The organism is Methylobacterium sp. AC315 (genome assembly GCF_979253755.1).
This window is the reverse complement of record NZ_CEEDEA010000023.1, coordinates 23,350-47,246: the sequence shown is the minus strand read 5'-3', so window position 1 is coordinate 47,246 and position 23,897 is coordinate 23,350. Positions and strand designations below refer to the sequence as shown.

Genomic DNA, 23,897 nt, shown 5'->3' with positions numbered 1-23,897 from the left:
GGGAAGAGCGGAGCGGGAGGGAGACATGGGGGCGATCATTATGGCGGCACCGCTCGCCGGCCCCAGCGCCGAGAGCCGTCGGAGTACAGTGCTGCACATCCTGCTCGGTCTCGGTTGGGCCGGGCTGTTCGCCTATTGCGGCGCCTATCTGGACACGGATCTCCCGCTCCAGACGTCATCGGTTCAGTCCGTCGGGGAACCGCTCATCGCTCAGCCCGATGACCTGTCCCGGCCTGTGATGGCGCTTGCGGCACCCGAGCCGGCCGGAGCCGTTGCGGCACCCGATGCCGGGGCGCCCCCCGCATCGCCGATCATCGCAACGCAACCGGTCGCACCGCCGGCGACGCCCCGTTCGGCCTCAGCCGGGTTCGCCTATGTCGGGACCTGGGGGCCCACTCCGGATGCCTGCAGCGCCCCCGCGCGCCGCAAGGGCTACGTCCCGGCGACGTTCACGCCCGATCGGGCCCAGGCCGGCGACACCATCTGCAGCTTTCGCGGCGCTCATCGAACCGGCAATGCCTGGGCCATGGCGGCCGATTGCGGCGCCCGCGACCGCCGCTGGTCCTCGCAGGTCCGCATCGCGGTGAACGGCGATCGCCTGACCTGGACGAGCGCCATGGGCACCTCGACCTACGTCCGTTGCGCGCGTCGCGCTGGTTAGAGCGCTCGCCCGCGCAGTGGATACCGGTTCGGCGAAAGGGAGCAACTCCAGCCGGCACGAAGACAACGCCGCCCCGTCACCGGAGCCGGTCGGCCCGAGCGGCAACAGGGCTTGGCAATAGGGCTTGGAATGCCCCGCACCGCGCGGCCTCCGATCCGCGCGAACCGGCTCCCGGTTTCACCGTCATGCGCGATGACGACAGCGGGAGGGCGCCGATTTCGGAGCCGTGCAGCGTATCCACCGCGAATGCTTGTAGAAACAATCAGCACAATCGTTATCGCATTGCCTTGTGACGTTCGACAGCACATTGTGCCGATTCTTCAAGCACAGGTGCACACCGTGGACGAAACCGTCGAAACGATCGAGCGTGGGGCTCCCGACTACATCGAACTGACGGCGGGTCTCGTTTCCGCCTACGTCTCGAACAACCACCTGCAGCCGGGCGAGATTGCCAGCTTGATCGCCAACACGCACGCCGCGCTCGCGGGGCTTGCCCATAGCGGCGCCCCCGAGGCACCGGCGGCCGACAGGCCGACCCCATCCCAAATCCGGAAGTCGATCACCCCCGATGCACTGATCAGCTTCGTCGACGGCAAGCCGTACAAGACGCTGAAGCGGCATCTCAACGGCAACGGGATGACGATCGAGCAGTACCGGGAGCGCTACGGCCTGCCGCGGGACTACCCCTCGACGGCCGCGAGCTACTCCGAACAGCGCTCGGCCCTCGCGAGGAGCCTCGGTCTCGGCCAGCAGCGCAAGAAGGCGGCCCCGAAGGCCGAGGACCTCACAGCGACAGCTGCGGAGAAGCCGAAGCGTGCCGGGCGGCCGCGGAAGACCCAGGAGGCCTGAGGCCGGGCAGGGATCTGCCCGCCCCCTCCGGCGATCCTGATCTCCTCACCGATCGCGGCGGTCGAGCCTGACCGGGCTCCCGCTTGCGAGCACGCCAGTCGTCGTGCCGCACCCGTTCACGCACGGCCGGCGCGCCCGCACTGAATGCCCCGGCGACCGCTCTGTCAGGCAGCCCTCAGGCGACGCTCACCGGCACGCGGTGCCATGCCGTGCCGAGATAGCCCTTGTAGTTCCAGGTCACGTCGGGGTCGGCAGGCTGTGTCTGCCCAGCCTCGTCCCACGCCCGTACCACCAACGTGCGCTCACCGGAGGGCAGGTCGAGGTCGATGGTCCAGAACGTCCAGGCGAAGGGCGACGCGGCGTCATGCTCGAGCGAGGCCTGGGCCCAGGATCGCCCACCATCGCCGGAGACGTCGACACGCACCACGGCGCGGTCACCCGACACCGCGTAGCCGCGGATTCTGGTCGTTCCGGCCCTCAACGCGGCGCCGCGCAGCGGCTCGCAGATCACCGCGTTCAGCGGCATGGTGTTGATGGTGTGGCCCTTCGCCGGGTCGGCCGTCTCCGCGGTCACATCGGCCGGGAACAGCTTGTAATCGCTCGCCTGGATCGCGTTGTCGGAGGGGTGGTCCTGCACCGTGATGCGCTTGAGCCATTTCGGGCTCCGCACCCCGGCGTAACCCGGCACCACGGCCCGCAGCGGGAAGCCGTGCTCCGGCAGGAGCGTCTCGCCGTTCATGGCGAAGGCCAGCAGGGTTTCCGGCGCCAGCGCCTTCGCGAGCGGAATCGAGACGCCGTAGGGATGCCCCTCGACCATGTCGTGGCTCTCGAACGCGACATGCAGGGCCGCGCCCTCTTGGATCCCGGCCGCGCGCAGCACATCCCCCAATCGGATTCCGGTCCAGTCGGCCGTTCCGATGGCGCCGCCGTCCCACGGATCACCGGACACCGGTGCGACCGCCCCCATGTCGGCGCGGCGATTGCCCGCGCATTGCATCGTCGCGGTGACGACGACGTGCGGAAAGTGCGACTGCACGTCGTGCAGCGACAGATCGAGGGGCGTCGGGACCGCACCATCGACGCTGATGCGGGCCTCATCCCCGACGATCGCCGGCAGATCTCCGTGGGAGCGCACGTAGAACGCATCCGCCGGCGTACGGTAGGCGGCGCGCAGCCGGACCAGCGGTGGCTCCGCGTTGTAGGGCGCATCCCCGTGAACGATCAGGCGTGCCTTTCGCTCGGCGAACGTCGACATGCAGGTTGTACCCCTTGATGCGAACTGGGAACGCCTGGGCTCATGGAGCGTAGCGCTACGAGAACGGAGGCGCGCACCATGATTCAGGCTGATACCCCGATGCCCGGCGAGGATCCGGGCGCGTTGATCGAGGATCCGTCCCGCCTCGACGAGATCGAGCCGTCCAAGCCCACCGTGCCCGAAGAGGACGACCCCGACGTGAAGGACACCGAGGTGCAGCCGACCTGATCTCGGCCGCCCAACCCCGTCCGAAGGCCGATACGAAGAGCGCCGCGACCATGATCGACCCGAAGCGCCCAGAGACCGATCCCGCCCAGGCAGAGCCGGGGGAGCGTGGCTACGAGAACCTGCCGGTCCGCGGGACCTCGCAAGGCCCACGCTCCCTTGGCGCCTCCGAGCCCGGGGATATCGGTGCGCCGCGAAACGACGAGGCGAAGCGGGTGGCCGAGCAGGGCGACACACGCTCGCCGGTCGAGCGCGCCGGGCATGAAGCGTTCGACACGGCGAAAACGGACACGCAGCGGCGAACGTGACCGGGCGGGACGCCGGATCGCCGGTGGCCGGATCCAGCCCACCGGCCACCGTGGAACCGGCCGGATCGTCAGTACCGGACGTTGGAGAAACCGTTTCCGCTTCGGCCGACGACGCTCTGGATGACCTCCTTGGTCGAGGGGCTGATCCCGCCATCGCCGCGTAGGCGCCGCCCGTCCGCCCGCTCAACGCGATCGAACTCCGGACCGCACCGCTCCAGCGCAGGGCGGATTTTGGAGGCCGGGTTCACGCCGCGTTGCGCCTCGGCGCCCTTCATCTCGAACCTGAGGCAGGACGCCAGATACCCCTTCACGTCATCGAACGCCGCGGCGTGCGCGCCCGACGTCAGGGCCACGAAAAGCAATGCGGATCGGATGAGCATCGGACACTCCGGCAAGGAGGGATGGGCAAGGCTCGAGGATGGGCAAGGCTGGATGATGCCGTCAACGCACGACGAGAGCATTCGTCGCCGGCGTTTCAGGCCCGCGCACGCCGTCGGCGAAGGAACGCCACAGCCCCCGCGGCCAGGATCACGCTGAGCCCGGCATTCACCTCCGGCGACGGCGCTCCGCCGGAGGCGCCTCCAGCTCCCCAACCCGCCCCTGCCCCGCCGACGGCGCTGAACGCGAAGACGGGGTCTTCGGAACCGCGGAGCGCGGCGGTGAAGGACATCGTCCTGCTTCCCCCGGCGCCCGGGGGCGACGTGGAGGACGGATCTGCACCGGTCACCGGGGCAATGGCGGGAAGCAAGCGGAGAATGCCGGCGGACAAACCGGGGTTCTGATCGGCCACGCCGGAATTGCCGCCGCCGCCCGCCGCATGAGCGCACAGGCAACGTCCGACCTCAGTAAAGTAGCATATCCCTACGTAGTCCATTGCCAATACTCAAGTTACGCAACGTAAATACATTGACCTTCAGAGGGGCCATTGGCAATTATTTATTGTGGTTAATAGCACTCAATCACAGATAAAACATGCAGTTAAGATTATAGCCAAGCTTCGAGCATCTGGGGCTCTCGTTTCACTTCGCATGGTGCCAGATCCCACGCGACCCGCTCGGGCCGCGCCCCCATGCGTCAGCGACCCCGCCCGCGACATCCGACGTGCCCACGGGTGCCGGAAGGGCGAGCCCGGTTGTCTTGCGATCGGAACCGGCTCCGCGCCGCGGCCCCCGCCGCCCACCGCGCGCACTCGAAAGCGACGCGACGAGGGAACCAGATCATGGGCGCGGCGGGTCGTGGATCGCTTTGACCAGCCCCGCCGAATAGACCGTCATTGTCTGGCGTTTAGACTTTTTTAACTATAATAATCGACATTCGCTGTGGTCCATGGTCCTAGATCAGCAATCTTCAGCCCGCCCGGTTCGCCGGTGCGGGCTTTTTGATGCCCCGCGCCCGGGCGTTTGCCCCGGGGTGGCGGGGAGGCTCCTGATCAATCCAGAACCATGAGCGATGCAAGCAGGAACGCAATCTCTATCGCCAGCATCATGGCGATGATGCGAATGACAGACCGATCCTTCGCATTGTCGAGGTGATCCGAGCGGTCATCGGCCATGGTTGGGATCCCCATCCACGAAGCAGGCTATAGCCGCATTGGCCGCACGCTTTATCATGGATTGGAAACGCAACGGTTCGGCGAATATTTTCACGCGCCGAGATAGATCTGGCTACGCAGCCAACGCTAAGGATCGCTGAACCCTCGGCGCCGCATTCCACGCTACGGTTACCACACGCGCAGCATGTACCCGCCGGCCAGCACGATGATGGTGAGGGTCACGGCCGAGACTGCAAATTTCCTGGCCGCCTCCGATCCCAGATCGACGCCACGACGACGGCTTCGGGGCCTCAGGACCACGACCTTCGGATCGGAGAGCGGCTGGGTCGAACGCTCGGGTCGCCGATGCTTGGATCGCCCCATACGCATGGTCGCCTCCCTAACGCCGCTTCGTCGCATCGAGAGCTTGCGTCAGGTGCGCCACGACGTCATCGCCCTCGGACGCGGTCGAGCCGAGGTCGGCTGCAACCTCAGCCTCCGCGACACGCTTGGCCACCTCCATCAACACATACTCCACAGGCGGCGGCCAGGGAGTCCCGTTGTCGAGAAGCATCCGGGCGGCCCTAACCAGCATGGTGAACTGCTCCGGCGGGATCGTGATCCCGGCCGCGTTCTGCTCGAGGATGCGGTCGGCGATCGCCGTCGCGAGCCTGGCCACCTCGGCCACCTTGTCGGGTTCAGTGTGGGAGCCGGTCACGTCGGGAATCCCGTTGTCTCACGAGCCCAGGGGCCGCCGACTCGATTGCGTGCCGGTCTCATGCCGGCGGCTTGCATAGGTTATCCCGGAACAGGGCCCATTCCTCGCAGATGCGACCGTCCGAAAAGCGACAATATCCGATCTGGCCGCCGACGCCGTCCCGGATCTCCGTCGTGCCGCCCTGTTTGGCGCAGTTCACGGACGAGGGGTTCGCCAGCGCGACCCGGACGCCGGCGCTGCCAGCCTGGCTTGTACCCGCGACCAGGCAGACACCTGCGGCTGCAAGCAGAGATTGAGCGATCACGTCAGTTCAGCCCTTCGCCTTCCGGTACACGGTGCGGCGCTTCATGGAGCGCCTCCGATCCTATCACGGTCTCAAGCCCCGTTGATCTACGCTCACTGTGCCCGCTGCAACCCTGAGGATCAACGTCGATGGGAAGACGGCCGCACGCCTCTGGATAAGCGAGAGGCCGGGCAGGTCGTCATGAGAGGGCCGCCCGGCTGGTGCGGGCGGGGGAAGCTGCCGTTTCCGGCCGCCGCCGAGGAACACCCGCGGCGCCTCGCGCCTTGCAGCAGGAGACCCGGCTACCGCACATCAGGCCCGACTCCGCATGATCCGCTCCTCGATCGTCGCCCTTCTGATTGTCGGAGGCCTGATCTTGCCCGGCCGTGCCGCCGACGCGCAGCACGGGTCCGACACGCTCAAGCCGATGCTGCAATCCGATAGCTTGGTCTTCAACGGGTTCACGCGATCGAAGGATGGCCGATTGTTCTCGCCGTTCCAGCGCCAGTCGAAGGGCAAGGGCATTGAACTCGGCGAATGGCGGGACGGTCAGCCGGTGGCATTCCCCGACGCGGGCTGGAACGCGTGGAAGCCCGGTGACGACCCGGCCAAGGCCTTCGTGGCGGTCAACGCGATCCGGATCGGACCGGACGGCGACCTCTGGGTGGTCGACAAGGGCGCACCCGGCATGGGCGAGGCGCCACTCCCGGGCGGCCCGAAGCTCGTGCAGATCGACCTGGCCACCAACGCCGTGCGCCGGGTCTATCCGCTGCAAGCCGCAACCACCGACCGGAGCTTCATCGACGATTTCCGGTTCAACGGCCGCAACGTCTACCTGACGGATGCCGGCCAGCCCGGGCTGATCGTGCTCGATCTCGATACAGGCGCCTTGCGGCGTGCGCTCGACGGGCACTGGTCCACCATCGCGCAGCGGCCGCTGACCGGCCAGGGCCGCACCTTGCGGGACGACACAGGCAAGCTCCTGTTCATCCACGCCGACCAGCTCGAAGTCTCTCCCGACGGCAAGACCCTGTATTACCAGGCCTGCACTGGCCCGCTCTACAGCATCGAGACCCGCTATCTGGACGATGCCGGCCTGGCCGACGCCGAGCGGGCCAAACACGTGACGCTGTTCGCCGCCACCGTAGCCACGGGCGGGACCGCGATCGACGCGGACGGGACGATCTACGCCAGCGATACGGACGGGCTGCGTATCCTTAAAATCGCCCCGGATGGGCGCATGAGCACGCTCGTGGAGGATCCGCGCCTGGTCTGGGTCGACGCGATGTGGATCGACGAGCAGGGCGGCCTGTGGATTCCGGCCGCGCAGATGAACCGCACGCCGGCGATGAACGGTGGCGAGGCCTCGGCGGTGAAATTCCCGACGACGATCTATCGGATGCAGATCGACGCCAAGCCGCTGCGGAACTGATCCGCGTTCGAGCCCCCGGGCGCAGGCCTGGGCGCTCATCGGCGCGCCGCGGCATGCGGTCGGGAGCTGCCGTGCTGCGGGCAGGCGCCGGGCCGTGCGCACGTGTTCGGTCCGCGCGCACGTGTTCGAACGGAGGGGGCGTTGAGAGCCGACCGACACCCGGCCGCGTTCCGCCGGATCTTGCCGGCAGGCCCTGCGTCCGGAAGCGGGGGGCTCATGCGGATCGGGCGGATCGCCGGACGCGGTGGCCAATCCCATGGTGACGGGGTCCCGCCGCCCGCTTGCAAATCGCAAATGAGCGGTTAAGCTCGAATGCGTAAGTAGTGACGAGGGGCATCGCCATGAAAACCGTACACCCGCAGAACGAGAGGCTTCCTGCACTGCCGATCCACGCCGCGATGACAGTCAATCCATCGTACGAGGATGAGGTTCATCAGGACCGGATGCGCCGTCTGCACAATGCGCGCGCCAGCCAGCGCGCAGCGCGATACCACCGCATCCATCGCGCCGCCTCGATCTGACGGCGGCGCTTCCTGTTCCGCTTCCGCGGGGCTGAAGACGAGGACATACGGCGCCTCCGGGACGGCATCGTCCTGGGGGCCGGCCCGCTCTGGGGACCTGGGTTCGAGGCGCACGCCTGAGCCGTCTTCGCACCGAAGGCGCGCCCGCCGCAGCTCGGTCGACGCGCCGGAACCGAAAGCCTTTCACAGGGCCAGATCAGCGGCTTACGAGCCCGACGAAGGGTCGAACCGCTTCACGTTCCACCCAACCCACGCGCCGAAGCGGCGCCGTGATCCGACGATCGCCGTTGCGCCCATGCCGGAGCGCCGGTGCGACGGTGGCAGTTGTCGGAGCGCGTTCACCCTCACCCGCACAGACACGTCGGGCCGACGCTCCGACGAGCTCAGCAGGCAGGATGCTGAGCCAGGGTGCGGCCGGCGAATCGTTCGGACACGCCAGGGCCGGCAACGACGGGGACGACCTCCGCCCCGGGGCGCCGGGCTCGTACGCTGCGTGAACTGGCGCAGGCGACGCTCCACCGCCTCCAGAAAACGCCTGGCGACCCCGGTTGGGCTCGAACCAACGACCTGCCGCTTAGAAGGCGGCTGCTCTATCCAGCTGAGCTACGGAGTCTTGGGTGCCAGCAGGCCCAGAAGCCACGGGCTTGGCCGAGGGTCAAGCGTCTGCGGCCGGTCCGGGGCGCCCCGATGGGGCAGCCGGTCGGCGTGGCAGCGAGCGCGTTCCGTCGCCCCGGCGCGGCAAGGCAGGGTTGCGGCGCGGGGTGGATCCGGACAGGTCGGGGCGCGGTTCATGCCGGGGCCCAGCGCCCGCAGGAGCGCCCGCACAGGAGTCCGAGCTTGTCGGCCCCGAGTCCCCCCGCATCGTCGCCCAACCCGGCGCCCAACCCGGCGCCGAAAGGGGCGCCCAGGCCGGCGCCGCGCCGCCGGGCTGAGGGCCGGGGCAGCCTCGGCCGGCCCGGGGCGGATCTGCGGCGCCTGCCCACGGGCCTGGATCTGCGCAACGTGCGGCTGGTCGAAGGCGTGCGTGCGGCCTTCGCGTTCGGCGTCGTGATCCTGATCAACATCTGGGTGCAATGGCCGCCGCTGCTGACCATGGCGCTGGCCGCCAACCTCGCGTGCTTCTGCGACAATGGCGGCCCGATGCGGGTGCGCCTGCGCGTGCTGACTGCGTTCTCGCTGCTCGGCGGCCTGCTCTGGGCGGGCCTCGGCCTGCTGCAGCCCCTGGGGCTGCTGGTGGTGGTGCCGGTCTCCTGTGCGCTGATCTTCGCGTGCTCCTACGTCCGGGTCTGGAGCGTGCAGGCGCAATCGGCCGGGAACGTGCTGGTGGTGGTGCTGTGCATCGCGCTCGACCGGCCGCTGACCCTGGAGCAGGCCGGGATCGTGGCGCTGATGTTCGCGGCCGGCGGGCTCTGGGCGACGCTGCTCGCCCTGGTGATCTGGCGCCTGCACCCGTACCGGCCGGCGCACCGGGCGGTGGCCGAGGTCTGGCACGGCCTGGCGCGGCTCTGCGGCGACCTCGAGCGGCTCGTCGCCCTGCCCGCTCCCGACGCGGACGCGTTCGACGGGCATGCGCGCGGCCACCGGCGGGGCGTGCGCGCGAGCATCGAGGCCGCCCGCACCATGATCCTCGACCTCGCCCGATCCCGGGAGCGCGTCTCCGAGCGCACCGCCCAGGCGCTCCTGCGCCTTGAGAGCGCCGAGCAGATTTTTTCCGCCCTGATCGCCGTTTCGGAGCTGATCGACAGCCGGCCCGATGCCCGCCGCCGGGCCCTGGCCAAGACCTTCCTGCGGCGCCTGCGCCCGCTCCTGGTCACCATCGCCCGGGCGATCCGCGACGATGCCAGCCTCGATCTCGCCCGGCTGGAGCGCTCCATCGCCCGGGCGGCCGAGGACCTGTCGGAGGATCCGACCCTGGCGCGGCTGGCCGACCGGATCGTCGGGCGCGTCCGCATGGGCGCCAAGCTCTCGACCCCGGAGGGCTATCGGCCCGGCGGCACCCTCACGGACGGCCGCAGCCTCGACCGCTGGACCCGCTATTGGGAGCCGCTGCGGCAGAACTTCACCCCGGCCTCGCCGAACCTCCGGCACGCCCTGCGGGCCACCGCGGTCGCGGCGCCTGCGCTGGCCGCGACCCTGACCTATGCCGGCGCGTTCACGCATTGGCTGGTGATGACCGTGGTGCTGACCATGCAGCCGTTCTACGCCGCGACATGGCAGCGGGCACTGGAGCGGATCGGCGGCACCGTGCTGGGCGGCCTCGCGGGCGCGGTGCTGGCCTACTACGCCACGACCCCGCTGGTGGAGGCCGGGCTGATCCTCGTGCTCAGCGTCGTCGGGTTCGCCGCGCGCCAGATCTCCTACGGCTTCTTCGTCACCTGTCTGACCCCGCTGGTGGTGCTGCTGGTCGAGTTGCTGGAGCCCGGCCACAGCTCCTGGGAGATCGTCGGCATGCGCGCCGGCTTCACCGTGCTGGGCGGGCTGATCGCGGTGGCGAGCTGTCTCCTGCTCTGGCCGATCTGGGAGCCGGACCAGGTCCGACAGGAGTTGCGGCGGGCGCTCAAGGCCCATGCCGGCTTCGCCGAGGCGGTGCTGCTCGCCGTCCCCGGCGAGGCGCGCGATGCCGTCGTGCTGGCCCGGGCCCGCACGGCCGGCCTCGCCCTCAACGACCTGGAAGCCGCCCTGTCGCGGGCCCTGCAACAGCCCCGGGCGGGGAGCCACCCGGAGGTGGAGGCCGCCATGGTGGCGGACGCGACCCTGCGCCGGATCAGCGCCCGGCTGTCGGTGCTGCGCCACGCGCCCGAGGCCGGCGCCCCCGAGGCGGAGGCCTGGCGGGCCTGGATCGCCGCCACCCTGGCGGCGCTCGGTGAGGACCGGCCGCTGCCCGAGCGGCCGGTCCTCGACCGGGGGCAGTCGCTCGCCCGCCTCGTGAGCCAGGTCGATCTCCTGAGCGGGACCCTGCGGCCGGGCGAGTTGCGGGCGATCGATGGCGTGGGGCCGGAAGCCGGCATCGGCGTGCGGGACGAGCTGGCCGTCCCGGTACGCTGACGGGCGGCGCCCCCCCGGCCTCAGTACCGCGGCAGGGCGTTGGCCGGGCCGCCGGCATGCGGGCCGGCGTAGCGATAGGCGGAGGCCCGTGCGGACTGGGTCCGATCCTGCTGCAGGACGCCGGCATTCCCGACCCAGCCCGAATAGGCCGAGGCCGGGTAGGGCGAATGCTTCGAGTCCAGCCCCTGCGCCAGGGCCGGGGTGGCCGCGGCGGCGAACAGGGCGGCGGCGGCGAACATGCGAATCGTCATGACGATCTCCTCGTGTCTGAGTCTGACTGCGACGGGAAGTGATCCGGTCAACCGTGTCGGGTGAGGAAGATCGTCGGTGCGGCGGTCTTGATCGCTCGGGCTTTGCTTGGCCGAATGTGACCTCTCAACCGCGATACTCTGCCGGCGGTTCGACCGATGCCGTGCGGTGGCGCACGGTCGGCGCAAGGTCGGCGACCGTGCGGCTCCGAAGGCCCGATGCAGGATCCGGTGAGGCCGGAACGGCAGGCGCGGCGGTGCGGGTCTCGCGGCCGGCGCGGGGATGCGTCGCGCGGGGAAGCGTGCCACAGACCGCCCCGCAATGGATGCCCCGTGAGCGGGTATGAACCGGATCGCGCCAGGAACTCTGCCATGCGGTTGATCGTCGGCCTCGGAAACCCGGGTTCGCGCTACGCGAACAACCGGCACAATATCGGTTTCCTGGCCATCGACGCGATCGCCCGCCAGCACCGGGCGAGCCCGTTCCGGCACCGCTTCCAGGGCGAGGCTGCCGAGGTCGTGCTGGGCACCGAGCGGGCGATCCTGCTCAAGCCCTCGACCTTCATGAACGAGTCCGGGCGCTCGGTCTCGGAGGCGCAGCGCTTCTACAAGATCCCCTTGAGCGACGTGATCGTGCTGCACGACGAACTCGACCTCGCCCCGGCCAAGCTCCGGGTGAAGCTGGGCGGCGGCAATGCCGGCCATAACGGCCTGCGCTCGATCACCGCCCAATGTGGCAACGACTACCGCCGGGTGCGGCTCGGCATCGGCCATCCCGGCGACAAGGCACAGGTGCACGCCTACGTGCTCAACGATTTCGGCAAGGCCGAGCTGCCCTGGGTCGAGGATCTCTGCCACGCGGTCGCCGACCACGTCGCCCTGCTGGCGGTGGGCGAGGATGCGAGCTTCCAGAACAAGGTCCACCTCGCCATGGCCGGCCGAGGCTGGGACGCGGTGAAGACGCTGGGCGCGAAAAATTGACACGGAAACACGAGGACACGATATAGCCGGCGGAGGCTGCGATGAAGAACGTCACCGTGACGATGAGCGAGGCCCTGCTGCAGCGGGCGCGTGTCGCCGCCGCGCGCGACGGCAAGAGCCTGTCGCGGTTCGTCGCCGAGGCCGTCGAGCAGCGCGTCGGCCGGCCGCTGACGCAGCTCGAAGCGATCGAGCGGTTCCTGGCCGGCCCCCCAATGAACCTGACCGACGAGAACGGACGCGCCCCGACACGCGACCAGCTGTACGATGACTGACCAGGTCTTCGTCGATACCAACGTGCTGATTTATGGGCGCGACGCCAAGCAGAGCGACAAAAAGGCGACCGCCCAGGAATGGGTGCGAAGCCTCGGCGCACAGGGCGCCGCGCGCATCAACATGCAGGTCCTCAACGAGTTGACACGCTGGATCCTGAGGAACGAGCCGAGGCGTCCCCTCGCCGACATTCAGCAGGAGATCGAGGCGCTTAAGGTCTGGGGCGACAAGCCCCTGGACGAGGAGGAACTCGAGGTCGCCTGGGCGGTGCGGGACAAGCTGGGCTATCAGTGGTTCGATTGCCTCCTGGTAGCCGCGGCCCAGCTCGCCGGATGCCGATACTTCCTGACCGAGGATATGGCACACGGCACCGTGTTCGAGGGCCTGACCCTCATCAACCCTTTCCGCGCGTCGCCCGGCGACGTGCTTCAACGGAACTGAGTCCATGGGCTTCAAATGCGGCATCGTCGGCCTGCCGAACGTCGGCAAGTCGACCCTGTTCAACGCGCTGACGCAGACGGCGGCCGCGCAGGTGGCGAACTATCCGTTCTGCACCATCGAGCCGAATGTCGGCGAGGTGGCGGTGCCGGATCCGCGCCTGGACGACCTCGTCCGGATCGCGAGTTCGAAAGAGAAAATCCCGACGCGGCTGACCTTCGTGGACATCGCCGGGCTGGTGCGCGGCGCCTCCAAGGGCGAGGGCCTGGGCAACCAGTTCCTGGCCAACATCCGTGAGGTCGACGCCATCGCGCACGTGGTCCGCTGCTTCACCGACGGCGACGTCACCCATGTCGAGGGCAAGGTCGATCCGGCCGCCGACATCGAAACCATCGAGACCGAGCTGATGCTGGCCGACCTCGACAGCCTGGAGCGCCGGGCCATCGCCCTGGAGAAGAAGGCCAAGGGTGCCGACAAGGAGGCCAAGGAGAGCCTCGATCTCGTCAACCGCGCCCTGCCGCTGCTGCGCGAGGGCAAGCCGGCGCGGCTGGTCGAGCGCAAGCCGGACGAGGAGAAGCTGTTCCAGTCCCTGGGCCTCATGACCGCCAAGCCGGTGCTCTACGTCTGCAACGTCGACGAGGGTGATGCCGACAAGGGCAACGCCTACTCGGATTCGGTCTTCGCCCGCGCCAAGGCCGAGGGTGCCATCGCGGTGGTGGTCTCGGCCAAGATCGAGAGCGAGATCGCCGTGATGCCGGAGGGCGACCAGGCCGAGTTCCTGGAGGCCGTGGGTCTGACCGAGCCCGGCCTCAACCGGGTGATCCGCGCCGGCTACGACCTCCTGGGCCTCGTGACCTACTTCACGGTCGGCCCCAAGGAGGCCCGGGCCTGGACGATCACCAAGGGCACCCGCGCGCCCGGCGCCGCCGGGGTGATCCACTCGGATTTCGAGAAGGGCTTCATCCGCGCCGAGACCATCGCGTTCAAGGACTACACCACGCTGGGCGGCGAATCCGGTGCCCGGGACGCCGGCAAGCTGCGGCTCGAGGGTAAGGATTACGTGGTGCAGGACGGCGACGTGCTGCATTTCCGCTTCGCCAACTGAGCCCCCCTCCCCTGACGCACTGGACGAGGCTGCCATGCCGGACCCCGCGGTCGAGGATTTTTCCGTCGGCGACGTCATCGCCGGCGAGCCCCTGACGGTCACCCGCGACGCCATCGTGGGGTTCGCGCGGGCGTTCGACTTCCAGCCATTCCACCTCGACGAGGCGGCGGCGGAGCCGACCTTCGTGGGCCGTCTGATCGCGTCGGGCTGGCACACGGCCGCGCTCGGCATGCGGCTGCTGCAGCGGGGTCCGTTCCAGGGCGGCTCGTCGTTGGGCGCGCCCGGGATCGACGAGTTGCGCTGGCTGGCGCCGGTCCTGCCCGGCGATGCGCTGACGCTGACCTTCCGGGTCGTGGGGATGCGGGACTCGGCCTCGAAGCCGGGGCTCGGCTTCGTCACCGCGGAGGTCGCGTTGGGCAACCCGCGCGGCGAGACGGTGCTGACCCAGCGCTTCACCTTCATGCTGGCCCGCCGCGGCACCGATCCCCTGCCGCCCCGCCCCGTCGAGATCGGCGAGCCGGGCCCGGTCGAGGAGCCGGAGGATGCCGAGATCCTGCCGTTCCTGCGGGACGCCGAAATCGGCTTGGTCCGCGACCTCGGGGCCTACCCGTTCAGCGCCGCCGCGATCGTGGCCTTCGCCGAGGCCTACGACCCGCAGGCGTTCCACCTCGACCACGCGGCGGCCAAGCGCAGCCATTTCGGCGGTCTCTGCGCCTCCGGCTGGCACACCGCCTCAGCCTACATGAACCGGCTGCTCACCACCCGCGCCCGGGACGCCGCCTACACGGCGAGCCGCGGCCCAGTTCCGGAATCGGGCCCCTCCCCGGGCTTCAAGAACCTGCGCTGGCTCAAGCCGGTCTACGCGGGCGACACGGTCCGGTTCAGCACGAAGCTCACCGACAAGCGCGCCTCCGCGTCCCGCCCCGGCTGGGGCCTGGCGTTTGCGCGCAACTCCGGGATGAACCAGCGCGGCGAGCCGGTTTTTTCGTTCGACAGCGCGGTGTTCCATCGCTGGGAGCCGTGAGGCGCAGCGGTTCCGGTCCCCGTGCGTTGTCGCGACGGAGACGGACGGGATACCGGATACATGTACCAGAAGAAGCTCGGCAACACGGGGCTGTTCGTTTCGGAACTCTGCCTCGGGACGATGACCTTCGGAGGCGGAGCCGGGATGTGGCGCCAGATCGGCGCCCTCGACCAAGCCGAGGCGGGGCGGCTCGTCGGGCGGGCGATCGACGCCGGCATCAACTTCATCGACACGGCGGATGTCTACGCCGAGGGGCTCTCCGAGGAGATCACCGGACAGGCCTTGCGCGATCTCAAGGTCCCGCGTGACAGCATCGTCGTCGCCACCAAGGGCTACGGGCCGATGGGTCCAGGCGCCAACGCGCGGGGCGCCTCGCGCTTGCACCTGATCGACGCCTGCAAGGCGAGCCTGAAGCGGCTCAAGCTCGACCACATCGACCTCTACCAGATCCACGGCTTCGACCCGGCGACGCCGATGGAGGAGACGATGCGGGCCCTCGACATCCTCGTGCAGCACGGCCACGTGCGTTACGTCGGGGTCTCGAACTGGGCGGCGTGGCAGATCGTCAAGGCGCAGGGCATCGCCGAGCGGGCCAACCTCGCGCGGTTCGAGACCCTGCAGGCGTATTACTCGATCGCCGGGCGCGACCTCGAACGGGACATCGTCCCGATGCTGCGGTCCGAGGGTCTCGGACTCCTGGTCTGGAGCCCCCTCGCCGGCGGCCTGCTCAGCGGCAAGTATTCCGGCGGTTCCGGGGAGGGTCGGCGGGCGAGCTTCGACTTTCCGCCGGTCGACGGCCCGCGCGGCGAAGCCTGCATCGCCGCGATGCGCCCGGTGGCGGAGAGCCGCGGCGTCTCGGTGGCTCAGGTGGCGCTCGCCTGGCTGCTGCACCGCCGGGCGGTGACCAGCGTCATCGTCGGCGCCAAGCGCCTCGACCAACTCGAGGACAACATCGCGGCCACGCGGCTGAGCCTCACCGACGCGGAACTCGATGCCCTCGACGCGGTGAGCGTCCTGCCGCCCGAATACCCGGGTTGGATGTTCGAGCGTCAGAACGCACGGGCGCAGCAGCTCGCCGAATCCGGCCGGCCCGGCGTGCGCTGAGGCGGCTCACGCCGCCTTCCGGCGCTCCGGGTAGAGCCCGCACAGCCCCTCTTCGCTCGCCGCGCAGATGCCGCGCTCGGTGATGATCCCGGTCACGAGGCGGGCCGGGGTCACGTCGAAGGCCGGGTTGGCCACGGGGCTGCCCGGGGAGACCACCTCGATCGTGGCGAAGCCGCCCTCGGCCAGGCGGCCGGTCATGTGGGTGACCTCGCGGCCGTCGCGCTCCTCGATCGGGATCTCCTTGACGCCGTCGTGGAGCGTCCAGTCGATCGTCGAGAACGGCAGGGCGGCGTAGAACGGCACGCGGTTGTCGTGGGCGGCCAGCGCCTTCAGGTAGGTGCCGATCTTGTTGCAGACGTCGCCCGACGCCGTGGTGCGGTCCGAGCCGACGATGCACAGGTCGACGCCGCCATGCTGCATCAGGTGGCCGCCGGCATTGTCGGCGATCACCGTGTGGGGCACGCCGTGGCCGTTCAGCTCGAAGGCGGTGAGCGCCGCGCCCTGGCTGCGCGGCCGGGTTTCGTCCACCAGCACGTGCACCGGCACGCCCCGCTCGTGGGCGGCGTAGATCGGCGCCAGCGCGGTGCCCCAATCCACCGTGGCGAGCCAGCCGGCGTTGCAATGGGTCAGCACCGTGACCGGCCGCCCGCCGTTCGCCTTGTGCAGGTCGGCGATGATCTGGCCGCCATGGGCGCCGATCGAGCGGCAGCTGGCGACATCCTCCTCGGCGACGCGGCCGGCTTCCGCGAAGGCGTGGGCGAAGCGCTCGGCCGGCTGGATCTGCCGCAGGTTGCCGGCGACCCGGTCGAGCGCCCAGCGCAGGTTGATCGCCGTCGGGCGCGTCGCGGCGAGCGTCGCCACCGCCCGGTCGATCCCGTCCATCGACGGATCCGCCCGCATGGCGAGCGCCAGCCCGTAGGCCGCGGTGACGCCGATCAGCGGCGCGCCGCGCACGATCATGGTGCGGATCGCCACCGCCGCGTCGTCCAGCGTGGCGAGGCGCCTCAGCTCGAACGCGAAGGGCAGGCGTGTCTGGTCGATCACCTGGACGCTGACGCCGTCCGGGTCCGGGAAGATCGTGCGATAGGGCTGACCGTCGATGTTCATGGCGGTTTCTGTGCCATAGCGGGGCGGTTTTTGCACCACCCCAGGCCCGGACACGCCCGCTCCGGATCCCGCGCGGGCCCGGGTACGGGGGGTCAGGCTTCCTCAACCTTAGCAGGTCGTTAAGGCCGGCATGACTAGCCTTCGGGTCAGAGTCCCCGTTCGCGTCCGGTCCCGCATGCGCTCGCTTCGCCGTCCCGCGTCGCCCTACGACACTTACGTCGACAGCGTTCGCCCCTTCTTGGGCAAGCGCCTGACGGAGCTCGGAGGGCTCGTCCTGTTCACCGGCGCGGTCGCGCTCACCGTGGCGCTCGCCACGTGGTCGATCGACGACCCGAGCCTCAACCACGCCACCGACCACCCGGCCCACAACGTGCTCGGCCAGCCGGGCGCCGTCGTGGCCGACCTCGCCATGCAGATCCTCGGTCTGGGTGCCCTCGCGTTCGTGCTGCCGCCCGTGCTCTGGGGCGTCCGGCTGATGCGCGAGCGCGACCTGCCCCAGGGCGGCATGCGCCTGGCGCTCTGGATCATCGGCTTCTGCGCCGCGAGCGCGGTGGCGAGCGCCCTGCCGCCCACCGCGCGCTGGCCCCTGCCCACCGGGCTCGGCGGCGTCGCCGGAGACGGCCTGCTGTCCATGGCCCGGGTGATCGTCGGGGCGGTGTCGTCGGCGGCGGCCCACCTCGTCGGCTTCGTCTACGCCGCGGTGGCGATCCTCAGCCTGACCGGCGCCTGCCGGTTCGGGGCCGCCGAGGAGGAGTCCTTCCACGACGAGCCCTATCCCGCCCGGCATCCGTCCGTGCGGGGTCGCGACGAGCGCGAGGATGCCGACGAGCCGAGCCTCGGCCTCGTGGGCATCGGCGCCCTCGCCCAGGGCCTGATGCGGATGCGCGTCGCCCTGGCGCGGCGGATCGAGGCGTGGCGGACCGGCCGGGTCGAGCCGTTCGACAGCGCCTCCCCGGCGCTCGCGGCGCGGCGCGCCTTCACGGATGCGGACCTGCCCTGGGCCGAGCACCTGCCGGAGGCCGCCCAGCCGGGCCAGGCGCGGCGCGAGCCGGTTTTCGAGGCCCCGTTCGACGGTCAGGATCCGAGCCGGGACGCGTCGGCTCCTGCGGGGGCGACCGCCCGCCGGGCACCGGTCCCGCTGCCCCCGGAAGAGGACGAGCCGGACGCGTACGAGGAGGCCCCGCCGCGGCCGGCCGCCGCCCGTCCGGAGCCGACCGCCTCGCGGGTCGCGGCGCCGGCCGCCGCGCCGGTGCCGGCCCGCCGGGCGCCCGCGCCGCAGGTCCGGCCCGAGGATTACGCCCTGCCGGCCCTCGATCTGCTGGCGGCCCCGCGCGGCACCTCCCCGGCAAGCCAGGTCTCGGCCGACGCCCTGGAGCAGAACGCGACCCTGCTCGAGGCGACGCTCGGCGATTTCGGCGTGCGCGGCGACATCCTGGCGGTGCGCCCCGGCCCGGTCGTCACGCTCTACGAGCTGGAGCCCGCACCCGGCACCAAGTCCAGCCGCGTCATCGCGCTCGCCGACGACATCGCCCGCTCGATGTCGGCGGTCTCGGCCCGCGTGGCGGTCGTCCCCGGCCGCAACGCGATCGGCATCGAACTGCCGAACGCCAAGCGCGAGACGGTGTTCCTGCGCGAGCTTCTGGCCTCCACGGACTTCGCCGAGAGCAAGCACAAGCTGGCTTTGTGCCTCGGCAAGAACATCGGCGGCGAGCCGATCATCGCCGACCTCGCCCGGATGCCGCACCTGCTGGTGGCCGGCACCACCGGCTCGGGCAAGTCGGTGGCGATCAACACCATGATCCTGTCGCTGCTCTACCGGCTGAAGCCGGAGGAGTGCCGGCTGATCATGGTCGATCCCAAGATGCTGGAGCTGTCGGTCTACGACGGCATCCCGCACCTGCTCTCCCCGGTCGTGACCGACCCCAAGAAGGCGGTGATCGCCCTCAAATGGGCCGTGCGCGAGATGGAGGAGCGCTACAAGAAGATGTCCAAGATCGCGGTCCGCAACATCGACGGCTACAACGCCCGCGTCTCGGAGGCCGCCGCCCGCGGCGAGGTGCTGACCCGGACCGTCCAGACCGGCTTCGACCGGCAGACCGGCGAGGCGATCTACGAGGACGAGGCCATGGACCTCGCCCCCCTCCCCTACATCGTGATCGTGGTCGACGAGATGGCCGACCTGATGATGGTGGCGGGCAAGGACATCGAGGGGGCGATCCAGCGGCTGGCCCAGATGGCGCGCGCGGCCGGCATCCACCTGATCATGGCGACGCAGCGCCCGTCGGTGGACGTGATCACCGGCACGATCAAGGCGAACTTCCCGACCCGGATCTCCTTCCAGGTCACCAGCAAGATCGACAGCCGCACGATCCTGGGCGAGATGGGCGCCGAGCAGCTGCTCGGCCAGGGCGACATGCTGTTCATGGCCGGCGGCGGGCGCACGACCCGGGTGCACGGGCCGTTCTGCTCGGACAGCGAGGTCGAGAGCGTGGTCGCCCACCTCAAGCGCCAGGGCCGCCCGAGCTACCTCGACGCCGTCACGGCCGACGACGAGGACGGCGCCCCCGAGAAGGGGACCAAGGGCAAGGCCGGCGCGGCCGAGCTGGAACTCGACGGCGCCGTGTTCGACCAGGGCTCGTTCGGCGAGACCGGCGGCGACCTCTACGACCAGGCCGTGCAGGTGGTTATGCGCGACCAGAAGGCCTCGACCAGCTACATCCAGCGCCGGCTCCAGATCGGCTACAACCGCGCCGCCTCCCTGATGGAGCGGATGGAGACCGAGGGCATCGTCGGTCCGGCCAACCACGCCGGCAAGCGCGAGATCCTGTTGGAGGAGGCTGCGGGCTGAGGGTCTCGCGGTTCGACCGAGCGCGTCGAATCAAGGCTCGAGCGCCGGTCCCGATTGCACCGTGGGGACCGGCTCCGGGCCTGGGACGCGTCCCTGAAAGCGGTGGCGGCCGCCGAGGGCGAGCCCTCGGTACCGTGGCGGCGCATCATGCGGGCGTCGCGGCCGCGACCCTGCAATCGGCCCGGCAAACGGGCGCGGCCTTGGGTGTCGCCATCTTCGGCGCGCTGCTTACGGCACTGGCCAGCTTCGACCGCGCCCTGCCCGTCGCCCTTTGGATCATCGTGGCCGCGTCTCTGACAGCGGCGCTGGGCTGGCGGCTCTCGGCGGGTCGCAGTTCGGATGCGGGCCCCGGTCACGGGAACCCACCATTGGGCAGGGGAAGGGGCTGATCATCGATCGCCTGCGGAGACCGGTGTCTCGAAGGCGTGGCGCCTCACGCCACCGAGAACCGGAACGTGGTGGCCGCCCGAAAGACCTCCCCCGGGCGCAGGGTCGCGGACGGGAAGTCCGGCTGGTTCGGGGCGTCCGGAAAGCCCTGCGTCTCGAAGCAGACGCCGTCCCCGGAGCGGTAGATCCGGCCGGAGGGGCCGATCAGCGTGCCGTCCAGGTTGTTGCCGGTGTAGAGCTGCAGGGCCGGCTGCGTGGTCGCCACGTCGAGCCGCCGGCCGCTGCCCGGATCGATGCAGGCGGCGGCCGGGCGCAGGGTCCCGGCGGGGCCGCGCAGCACGAAGGTGTGGTCGTAGCCCTTGGCGTAGGCGAGTTGCGGGTCGCCCTCGCGGATGCGCGCGCCCAACCGGTGCGGTGTCCGGAAATCGAACGGGGTGCCGGCGACCGGCTGGACCGTGCCGGTGGGGACCTGCGTCGCATCCGTGGGCGTGAACGCGTCGGCCTCGATCTGGACCACGTGGTCGAGCACGCTGCCCGTCCCCTCCCCGGCCAGGTTGAAGTAGCTGTGGTTGGTGAGGTTCAGGACCGTGGGCCGGTCGGTCAGGGCCTCGTAGGCGATGTGCAGCAGCCCGTCCTCCGGCAGGCTGTAGCGCACGCGGACGTCGAGGTTGCCGGGGAACCCCTCCTCGCCGTCCGGGGAGCGACGGGCCAGGGTGAGGCTGGTGGCGTCCGCCGCCTCCGCCTGCCAGAGGCGTGTGCCGAAATTCCGGTCGCCGCCGTGCAGGGTGTTGGGTCCCTCGTTCACCGGCAGCCGATAGGTGCGGCCGTCGAGGTTGAAGCGCCCGCCGGCGATGCGGTTGGCGTAGCGCCCGACCACCGCGCCGAAGCTCGGGCTCACGGTCTCGTAGCCCGCGAGCGTGTCGAGCCCGAGGACGACGTTGGCGCTGCGGCCCACGCGGTCGGGCACCTCGATCGCCGTGATCACCGCGCCGAAATCGATGACGTGGACGCGCAGGCTCCCCCGGGCCAGTCGGTGCCGGGTGACGATTTGACCGTCCGCGGTGCGCCCGAAGATCTCGCCCGCCATGCTGCGATCCCCGCTCAGCGCTTCCAGACGCCGAGCCGCTCGGTGCGCGCGTGGTCCTCGGCGGCGACCAGTTCGGGGCTGGCCTCCGGGGAGGCGCGGCCGCCGCCGTTGAACAGCACCACCTCCGAGAGGTCCCGCCCGTTCACCAGGCAGTTCATCGTGTCGCTGCCCGGCGCCGGCTGGCAGGTCACCGGGCGGCCGCCGATGTAGCGGGTCAGCTCGTCGGCCTGGCCGCCGCGCACCCACTCGACGCCGAACAGGCGCACGACCTTGCCGGCGACCTTCAGGGTCGCGGTGTCGATCACCTGGGCCGGTCCGGTGATGGCGTTGGCCGCGGGCGGCGGCGTATCGGGCTCCGGATCGCCGCCGGTCTCGGGCGGGGGCGTGACCGTATCGGGGGCCGCGGGAGACGCCGCCGACGGCCCAGTAGCTTGAGATCCGGCTTGCGATCCCGCTTGCGGTGCGGCGGTCTGGACACTCGCGGGCGCGTCGCCGGTCTGGGGCGAGGTGGTCGTGGAGCGCGTGGCTTCGGGCTCGCGGCCGGCCAGGACGAGGCCCGCCGCGACCACCGCCACCAGGGCGGCCGCGCTCGCGCCCGCGAGCCAGCGCCGATGCCGGCGGCTGCCCTCGTCGCCGCCGGCGAGACCGAGCCGTTCGCGCAGACGGGGCAGGCTGTCACGCACCGACTCGCCGAGCCGGCCCGGGCCGTCGTTCCACGCCGAGACCGGATCCGCGCCGGACGCCGCGGCCTCGGAACGGCGGGTGAGACGGGCCTGCAGGCCCGTCCGCAGGGTGGCGAAGCGGCCGGCCGCGGTCTGCGCCAGCGCCCGTCCCTGGACGGAGGAGCGCTCGGCGAGAGACCGGGCCCGCTCGGACTGGGTCTCGACGAAGCGCGCGGTCGCGGCCTTCATCTCGTAGGCGCCGGTCAGGATCGGGGAATCCTTCGGATCTTCGGGCTCGGCCTCGGGCTCCGGTGCCACCTCCGGCGGCAGGAACAGGGCCGGATGCCGCGCCTGGAGTTCCGCCACGAAGTCGGCGAGCGTCAGCGGCTCGCCGGTGCCGGGCCGCGTGCGCACGACGCCGTGCCGGTCGAGCACCCGGTAGCCCGCGTCTCCGCGCACGATCGCGGCCTCGGCCATGAGCCCGAGGGTCCGCACCGCCACCGGGCGCGGGCGCGCCCGGGCGATCGCCGCCTGGATCGCCTCGCGGAGGGCGGCGCGCTCCGGATCGTCGAGCGCCGGACGCGCCGGCCTCGATTCCTGTTCCGCCACCACCGTTGAAGACGTCATAAACCCGATCCCGGCATCACCGCGCGCCGCACGGAAGCCGCTTTACGCCTTGCCGGGCGAGGGGGCCAGGGTGCCGGCCTGGACGCTCCGGTGCAGGACCCGTCCGGACTCGCCGACGATCACCGGGCGCGTGCCCGCGAAGCTCACCTCCAGGACCAGCTCGGCCGCCCCGGTGGAGACGGCGCCGCGATCCGGGTTCGCAGTGCGGAAATCCACGATCGTGCGGATCGTGCAGGTCTCGGTGTCGCAGGCGGTGCGGATGGTCCGCGGCTCGTAGCGCCGCTCGGGCCAGCGCTGCACGAAGCTGCGCTTCTCGGCGACCAGCCCCGCCAGGGTGACCGGGTGCCCGTAGAAGCGCACCCGCGACCCGTAGAAATGCGGTGCGGCGCCGACCATCGTGTCGCCCGAGCTGGAGACGGTGGCGAGGTAGTTCGCCGCCAGGGCCCGGGCCACGGCGGCCCGCTGCCCCGAGGCGGCCGAAGCCGGCGCCACGGCCGCCGGCGTGTCGGCGAGCCGGCGCGGATGCGCAGCATACCGCGGCGAGGCCTGGCGGGCGTGCGGACGCTCCAGGGCGGCCGCCCGCTTCGGGCCCGCGGCCCGGGTCACGGCGTCCTGGGTCGCGGCGCTCCCGGTTGCGGCGCTCTTGGTCGTAGCGCTCTTGGTCGTGGCGCTCTTGGGCAGGCCGTCGTCGGCGGGCTCTGGCTTGGCAGCCTGCCGGACCGGCTCCGTCTCCGGGACGGCCCGCTTCGCCTGGTCGGCCGGATTCGACTTGGCTGCCGCGGACGGCGCGCTGCGGGCCGGCGGATCGACCCAGGAACTCTGGGACCCCGCCCCCTGCTGCTGGGCCGAGGCGCCGCCGACGAGGGCCAGCGGCAGGATCACGCCGAGGGCGAGGGCAGAGCGGGTGGGAATGGTGGCGGGCATCGGTGCCTTCCTGGCGGCCGGAGCGTACGTGGGGAGAACGCGCCCGCATGCCGAAGCGGTTCCACGGTTTCCCCGGGCGCACCCGTGACTCTGACGATGTGCCGGGCCCACACCAGCCCGGGATTGCGTGGATGACGGGGTTGCGCTCGATCTTTTCACCACCAAGTCGGGGACAATCTTGGCTGTCGCGCGTTTCGGGCTGTCATCCCCCCTTTCGCCGCCCTGAGCATCGAGGTTCCTGTGTCCCGACTCGAGAC

The 23,897-nt window shown here is 70.7% G+C and carries 25 protein-coding genes and 1 tRNA gene; 14 read left to right on the top strand and 12 right to left on the bottom strand.

Annotation, left to right across the window (positions count from 1 at the left end; all coding sequences use genetic code 11):
• Positions 1–25 precede the first annotated feature (25 nt).
• Both AC0IY0_RS24755 and AC0IY0_RS24750 read left to right on the top strand, forming a co-directional pair.
• Positions 26–661, top strand: coding sequence for a peptidase inhibitor family I36 protein (locus tag AC0IY0_RS24755; RefSeq protein ID WP_471765943.1), 636 nt, complete (start codon positions 26–28; stop codon positions 659–661).
• A 339-nt stretch (positions 662–1,000) separates the two neighbouring features.
• The gene (locus AC0IY0_RS24750; protein WP_246692130.1) at positions 1,001–1,510 is read left to right on the top strand and encodes a Ros/MucR family transcriptional regulator; all 510 of its coding nucleotides are present in this window, start codon (positions 1,001–1,003) and stop codon (positions 1,508–1,510) included.
• 175 nt (positions 1,511–1,685) lie between these two features.
• Here the strand turns inward: AC0IY0_RS24750 and AC0IY0_RS24745 are convergent, their stop codons facing one another.
• The gene (locus AC0IY0_RS24745) at positions 1,686–2,765 is read right to left on the bottom strand and encodes a molybdopterin-dependent oxidoreductase (protein WP_147939118.1); all 1,080 of its coding nucleotides are present in this window, start codon (positions 2,763–2,765) and stop codon (positions 1,686–1,688) included.
• Between the two features lie 78 nt (positions 2,766–2,843).
• Here AC0IY0_RS24745 and AC0IY0_RS24740 point away from each other — a divergent pair, with 78 nt between their 5' ends.
• Positions 2,844–2,993, top strand: coding sequence for a hypothetical protein (locus AC0IY0_RS24740; RefSeq protein ID WP_187278406.1), 150 nt, complete (start codon positions 2,844–2,846; stop codon positions 2,991–2,993).
• Positions 2,994–3,043: 50 nt separating this feature from the next.
• Entirely contained in the window at positions 3,044–3,298 is a 255-nt protein-coding gene (locus tag AC0IY0_RS24735) for a hypothetical protein (protein ID WP_147939117.1), read from the top strand.
• 68 nt (positions 3,299–3,366) lie between these two features.
• Here AC0IY0_RS24735 and AC0IY0_RS24730 read toward each other — a convergent pair whose 3' ends face one another.
• The 5 genes from AC0IY0_RS24730 to AC0IY0_RS24710 all read right to left on the bottom strand — a co-directional run bounded on the left by AC0IY0_RS24730 (position 3,367) and on the right by AC0IY0_RS24710 (position 5,851).
• Positions 3,367–3,678: a hypothetical protein gene (locus AC0IY0_RS24730; RefSeq protein ID WP_471765941.1), complete on the bottom strand. Its 312-nt coding sequence runs from the start codon at positions 3,676–3,678 to the stop codon at positions 3,367–3,369.
• A gap of 1,049 nt (positions 3,679–4,727) precedes the next feature.
• Positions 4,728–4,850, bottom strand: a complete 123-nt coding sequence (locus AC0IY0_RS24725; RefSeq protein ID WP_471765939.1) for a hypothetical protein — start codon at positions 4,848–4,850, stop codon at positions 4,728–4,730.
• A gap of 168 nt (positions 4,851–5,018) precedes the next feature.
• A complete protein-coding gene (locus tag AC0IY0_RS24720) occupies positions 5,019–5,219 on the bottom strand; it encodes a hypothetical protein (protein ID WP_147909626.1) in 201 nt (66 codons plus the stop codon).
• A gap of 10 nt (positions 5,220–5,229) precedes the next feature.
• Positions 5,230–5,547, bottom strand: coding sequence for a hypothetical protein (locus AC0IY0_RS24715; protein WP_471765937.1), 318 nt, complete (start codon positions 5,545–5,547; stop codon positions 5,230–5,232).
• A gap of 58 nt (positions 5,548–5,605) precedes the next feature.
• Complete coding sequence (locus AC0IY0_RS24710; RefSeq protein WP_147909628.1) at positions 5,606–5,851, bottom strand: putative hemolysin; 246 nt, start codon at positions 5,849–5,851, stop codon at positions 5,606–5,608.
• 307 nt (positions 5,852–6,158) lie between these two features.
• Here AC0IY0_RS24710 and AC0IY0_RS24705 point away from each other — a divergent pair, with 307 nt between their 5' ends.
• Positions 6,159–7,262 (top strand): SMP-30/gluconolactonase/LRE family protein, encoded by a 1,104-nt coding sequence (locus AC0IY0_RS24705; RefSeq protein ID WP_471765936.1) that lies wholly within the window; start codon positions 6,159–6,161, stop codon positions 7,260–7,262.
• Positions 7,263–7,603: 341 nt separating this feature from the next.
• Entirely contained in the window at positions 7,604–7,783 is a 180-nt protein-coding gene (locus AC0IY0_RS24700) for a hypothetical protein (protein WP_147909629.1), read from the top strand.
• Positions 7,784–8,319: 536 nt separating this feature from the next.
• On the opposite strand, the gene AC0IY0_RS24695 is transcribed toward AC0IY0_RS24700, so the two are convergent.
• Positions 8,320–8,396, bottom strand: a tRNA-Arg gene (locus tag AC0IY0_RS24695).
• A gap of 224 nt (positions 8,397–8,620) precedes the next feature.
• Here AC0IY0_RS24695 and AC0IY0_RS24690 point away from each other — a divergent pair.
• A complete protein-coding gene (locus AC0IY0_RS24690; RefSeq protein WP_471765934.1) occupies positions 8,621–10,828 on the top strand; it encodes an FUSC family protein in 2,208 nt (735 codons plus the stop codon).
• Between the two features lie 20 nt (positions 10,829–10,848).
• On the opposite strand, the gene AC0IY0_RS24685 is transcribed toward AC0IY0_RS24690, so the two are convergent.
• Positions 10,849–11,079 (bottom strand): hypothetical protein, encoded by a 231-nt coding sequence (locus AC0IY0_RS24685; RefSeq protein WP_147907928.1) that lies wholly within the window; start codon positions 11,077–11,079, stop codon positions 10,849–10,851.
• A gap of 369 nt (positions 11,080–11,448) precedes the next feature.
• Here AC0IY0_RS24685 and pth point away from each other — a divergent pair, with 369 nt between their 5' ends.
• The 6 genes from pth to AC0IY0_RS24655 are packed head-to-tail and all read left to right on the top strand — an operon-like array spanning position 11,449 to position 15,998.
• Positions 11,449–12,057, top strand: coding sequence for an aminoacyl-tRNA hydrolase (gene pth, locus AC0IY0_RS24680; RefSeq protein ID WP_147907929.1), 609 nt, complete (start codon positions 11,449–11,451; stop codon positions 12,055–12,057).
• A 41-nt stretch (positions 12,058–12,098) separates the two neighbouring features.
• On the top strand, positions 12,099–12,329 hold the full coding sequence (locus tag AC0IY0_RS24675; protein WP_147907930.1) for a hypothetical protein: 231 nt from the start codon (positions 12,099–12,101) through the stop codon (positions 12,327–12,329).
• Positions 12,322–12,768 carry a PIN domain-containing protein gene (locus AC0IY0_RS24670; RefSeq protein ID WP_147941308.1) on the top strand — a complete coding sequence of 149 codons (447 nt, stop codon included), beginning with the start codon at positions 12,322–12,324 and terminating at the stop codon, positions 12,766–12,768. Before AC0IY0_RS24675 ends, AC0IY0_RS24670 begins: the two co-directional genes overlap by 8 nt.
• A 4-nt stretch (positions 12,769–12,772) precedes the next feature.
• Positions 12,773–13,870 carry a redox-regulated ATPase YchF gene (ychF, locus tag AC0IY0_RS24665; RefSeq protein ID WP_471765932.1) on the top strand — a complete coding sequence of 366 codons (1,098 nt, stop codon included), beginning with the start codon at positions 12,773–12,775 and terminating at the stop codon, positions 13,868–13,870.
• Between the two features lie 34 nt (positions 13,871–13,904).
• On the top strand, positions 13,905–14,894 hold the full coding sequence (locus AC0IY0_RS24660) for a MaoC/PaaZ C-terminal domain-containing protein (RefSeq protein WP_471765930.1): 990 nt from the start codon (positions 13,905–13,907) through the stop codon (positions 14,892–14,894).
• 60 nt (positions 14,895–14,954) lie between these two features.
• Entirely contained in the window at positions 14,955–15,998 is a 1,044-nt protein-coding gene (locus tag AC0IY0_RS24655; protein ID WP_471765928.1) for an aldo/keto reductase, read from the top strand.
• Between the two features lie 6 nt (positions 15,999–16,004).
• On the opposite strand, the gene mtnA is transcribed toward AC0IY0_RS24655, so the two are convergent.
• On the bottom strand, positions 16,005–17,105 hold the full coding sequence (gene mtnA / locus AC0IY0_RS24650) for an S-methyl-5-thioribose-1-phosphate isomerase (protein ID WP_147907935.1): 1,101 nt from the start codon (positions 17,103–17,105) through the stop codon (positions 16,005–16,007).
• A 175-nt stretch (positions 17,106–17,280) separates the two neighbouring features.
• On the opposite strand from mtnA, the gene AC0IY0_RS24645 reads away from it, so the two are divergent.
• On the top strand, positions 17,281–19,953 hold the full coding sequence (locus tag AC0IY0_RS24645; protein ID WP_471765927.1) for a DNA translocase FtsK: 2,673 nt from the start codon (positions 17,281–17,283) through the stop codon (positions 19,951–19,953).
• Positions 19,954–20,386: 433 nt separating this feature from the next.
• Here AC0IY0_RS24645 and AC0IY0_RS24640 read toward each other — a convergent pair whose 3' ends face one another.
• From AC0IY0_RS24640 to AC0IY0_RS24630, 3 genes are read right to left on the bottom strand one after another with little or no spacing between them, the layout of a single operon-like run.
• A complete protein-coding gene (locus AC0IY0_RS24640; RefSeq protein WP_147941678.1) occupies positions 20,387–21,427 on the bottom strand; it encodes an aldose epimerase family protein in 1,041 nt (346 codons plus the stop codon).
• Positions 21,428–21,441: 14 nt separating this feature from the next.
• Positions 21,442–22,716 carry a thermonuclease family protein gene (locus AC0IY0_RS24635; protein ID WP_471765926.1) on the bottom strand — a complete coding sequence of 425 codons (1,275 nt, stop codon included), beginning with the start codon at positions 22,714–22,716 and terminating at the stop codon, positions 21,442–21,444.
• Between the two features lie 42 nt (positions 22,717–22,758).
• The gene (locus AC0IY0_RS24630) at positions 22,759–23,640 is read right to left on the bottom strand and encodes a hypothetical protein (protein ID WP_471765925.1); all 882 of its coding nucleotides are present in this window, start codon (positions 23,638–23,640) and stop codon (positions 22,759–22,761) included.
• Positions 23,641–23,897 lie beyond the last annotated feature (257 nt).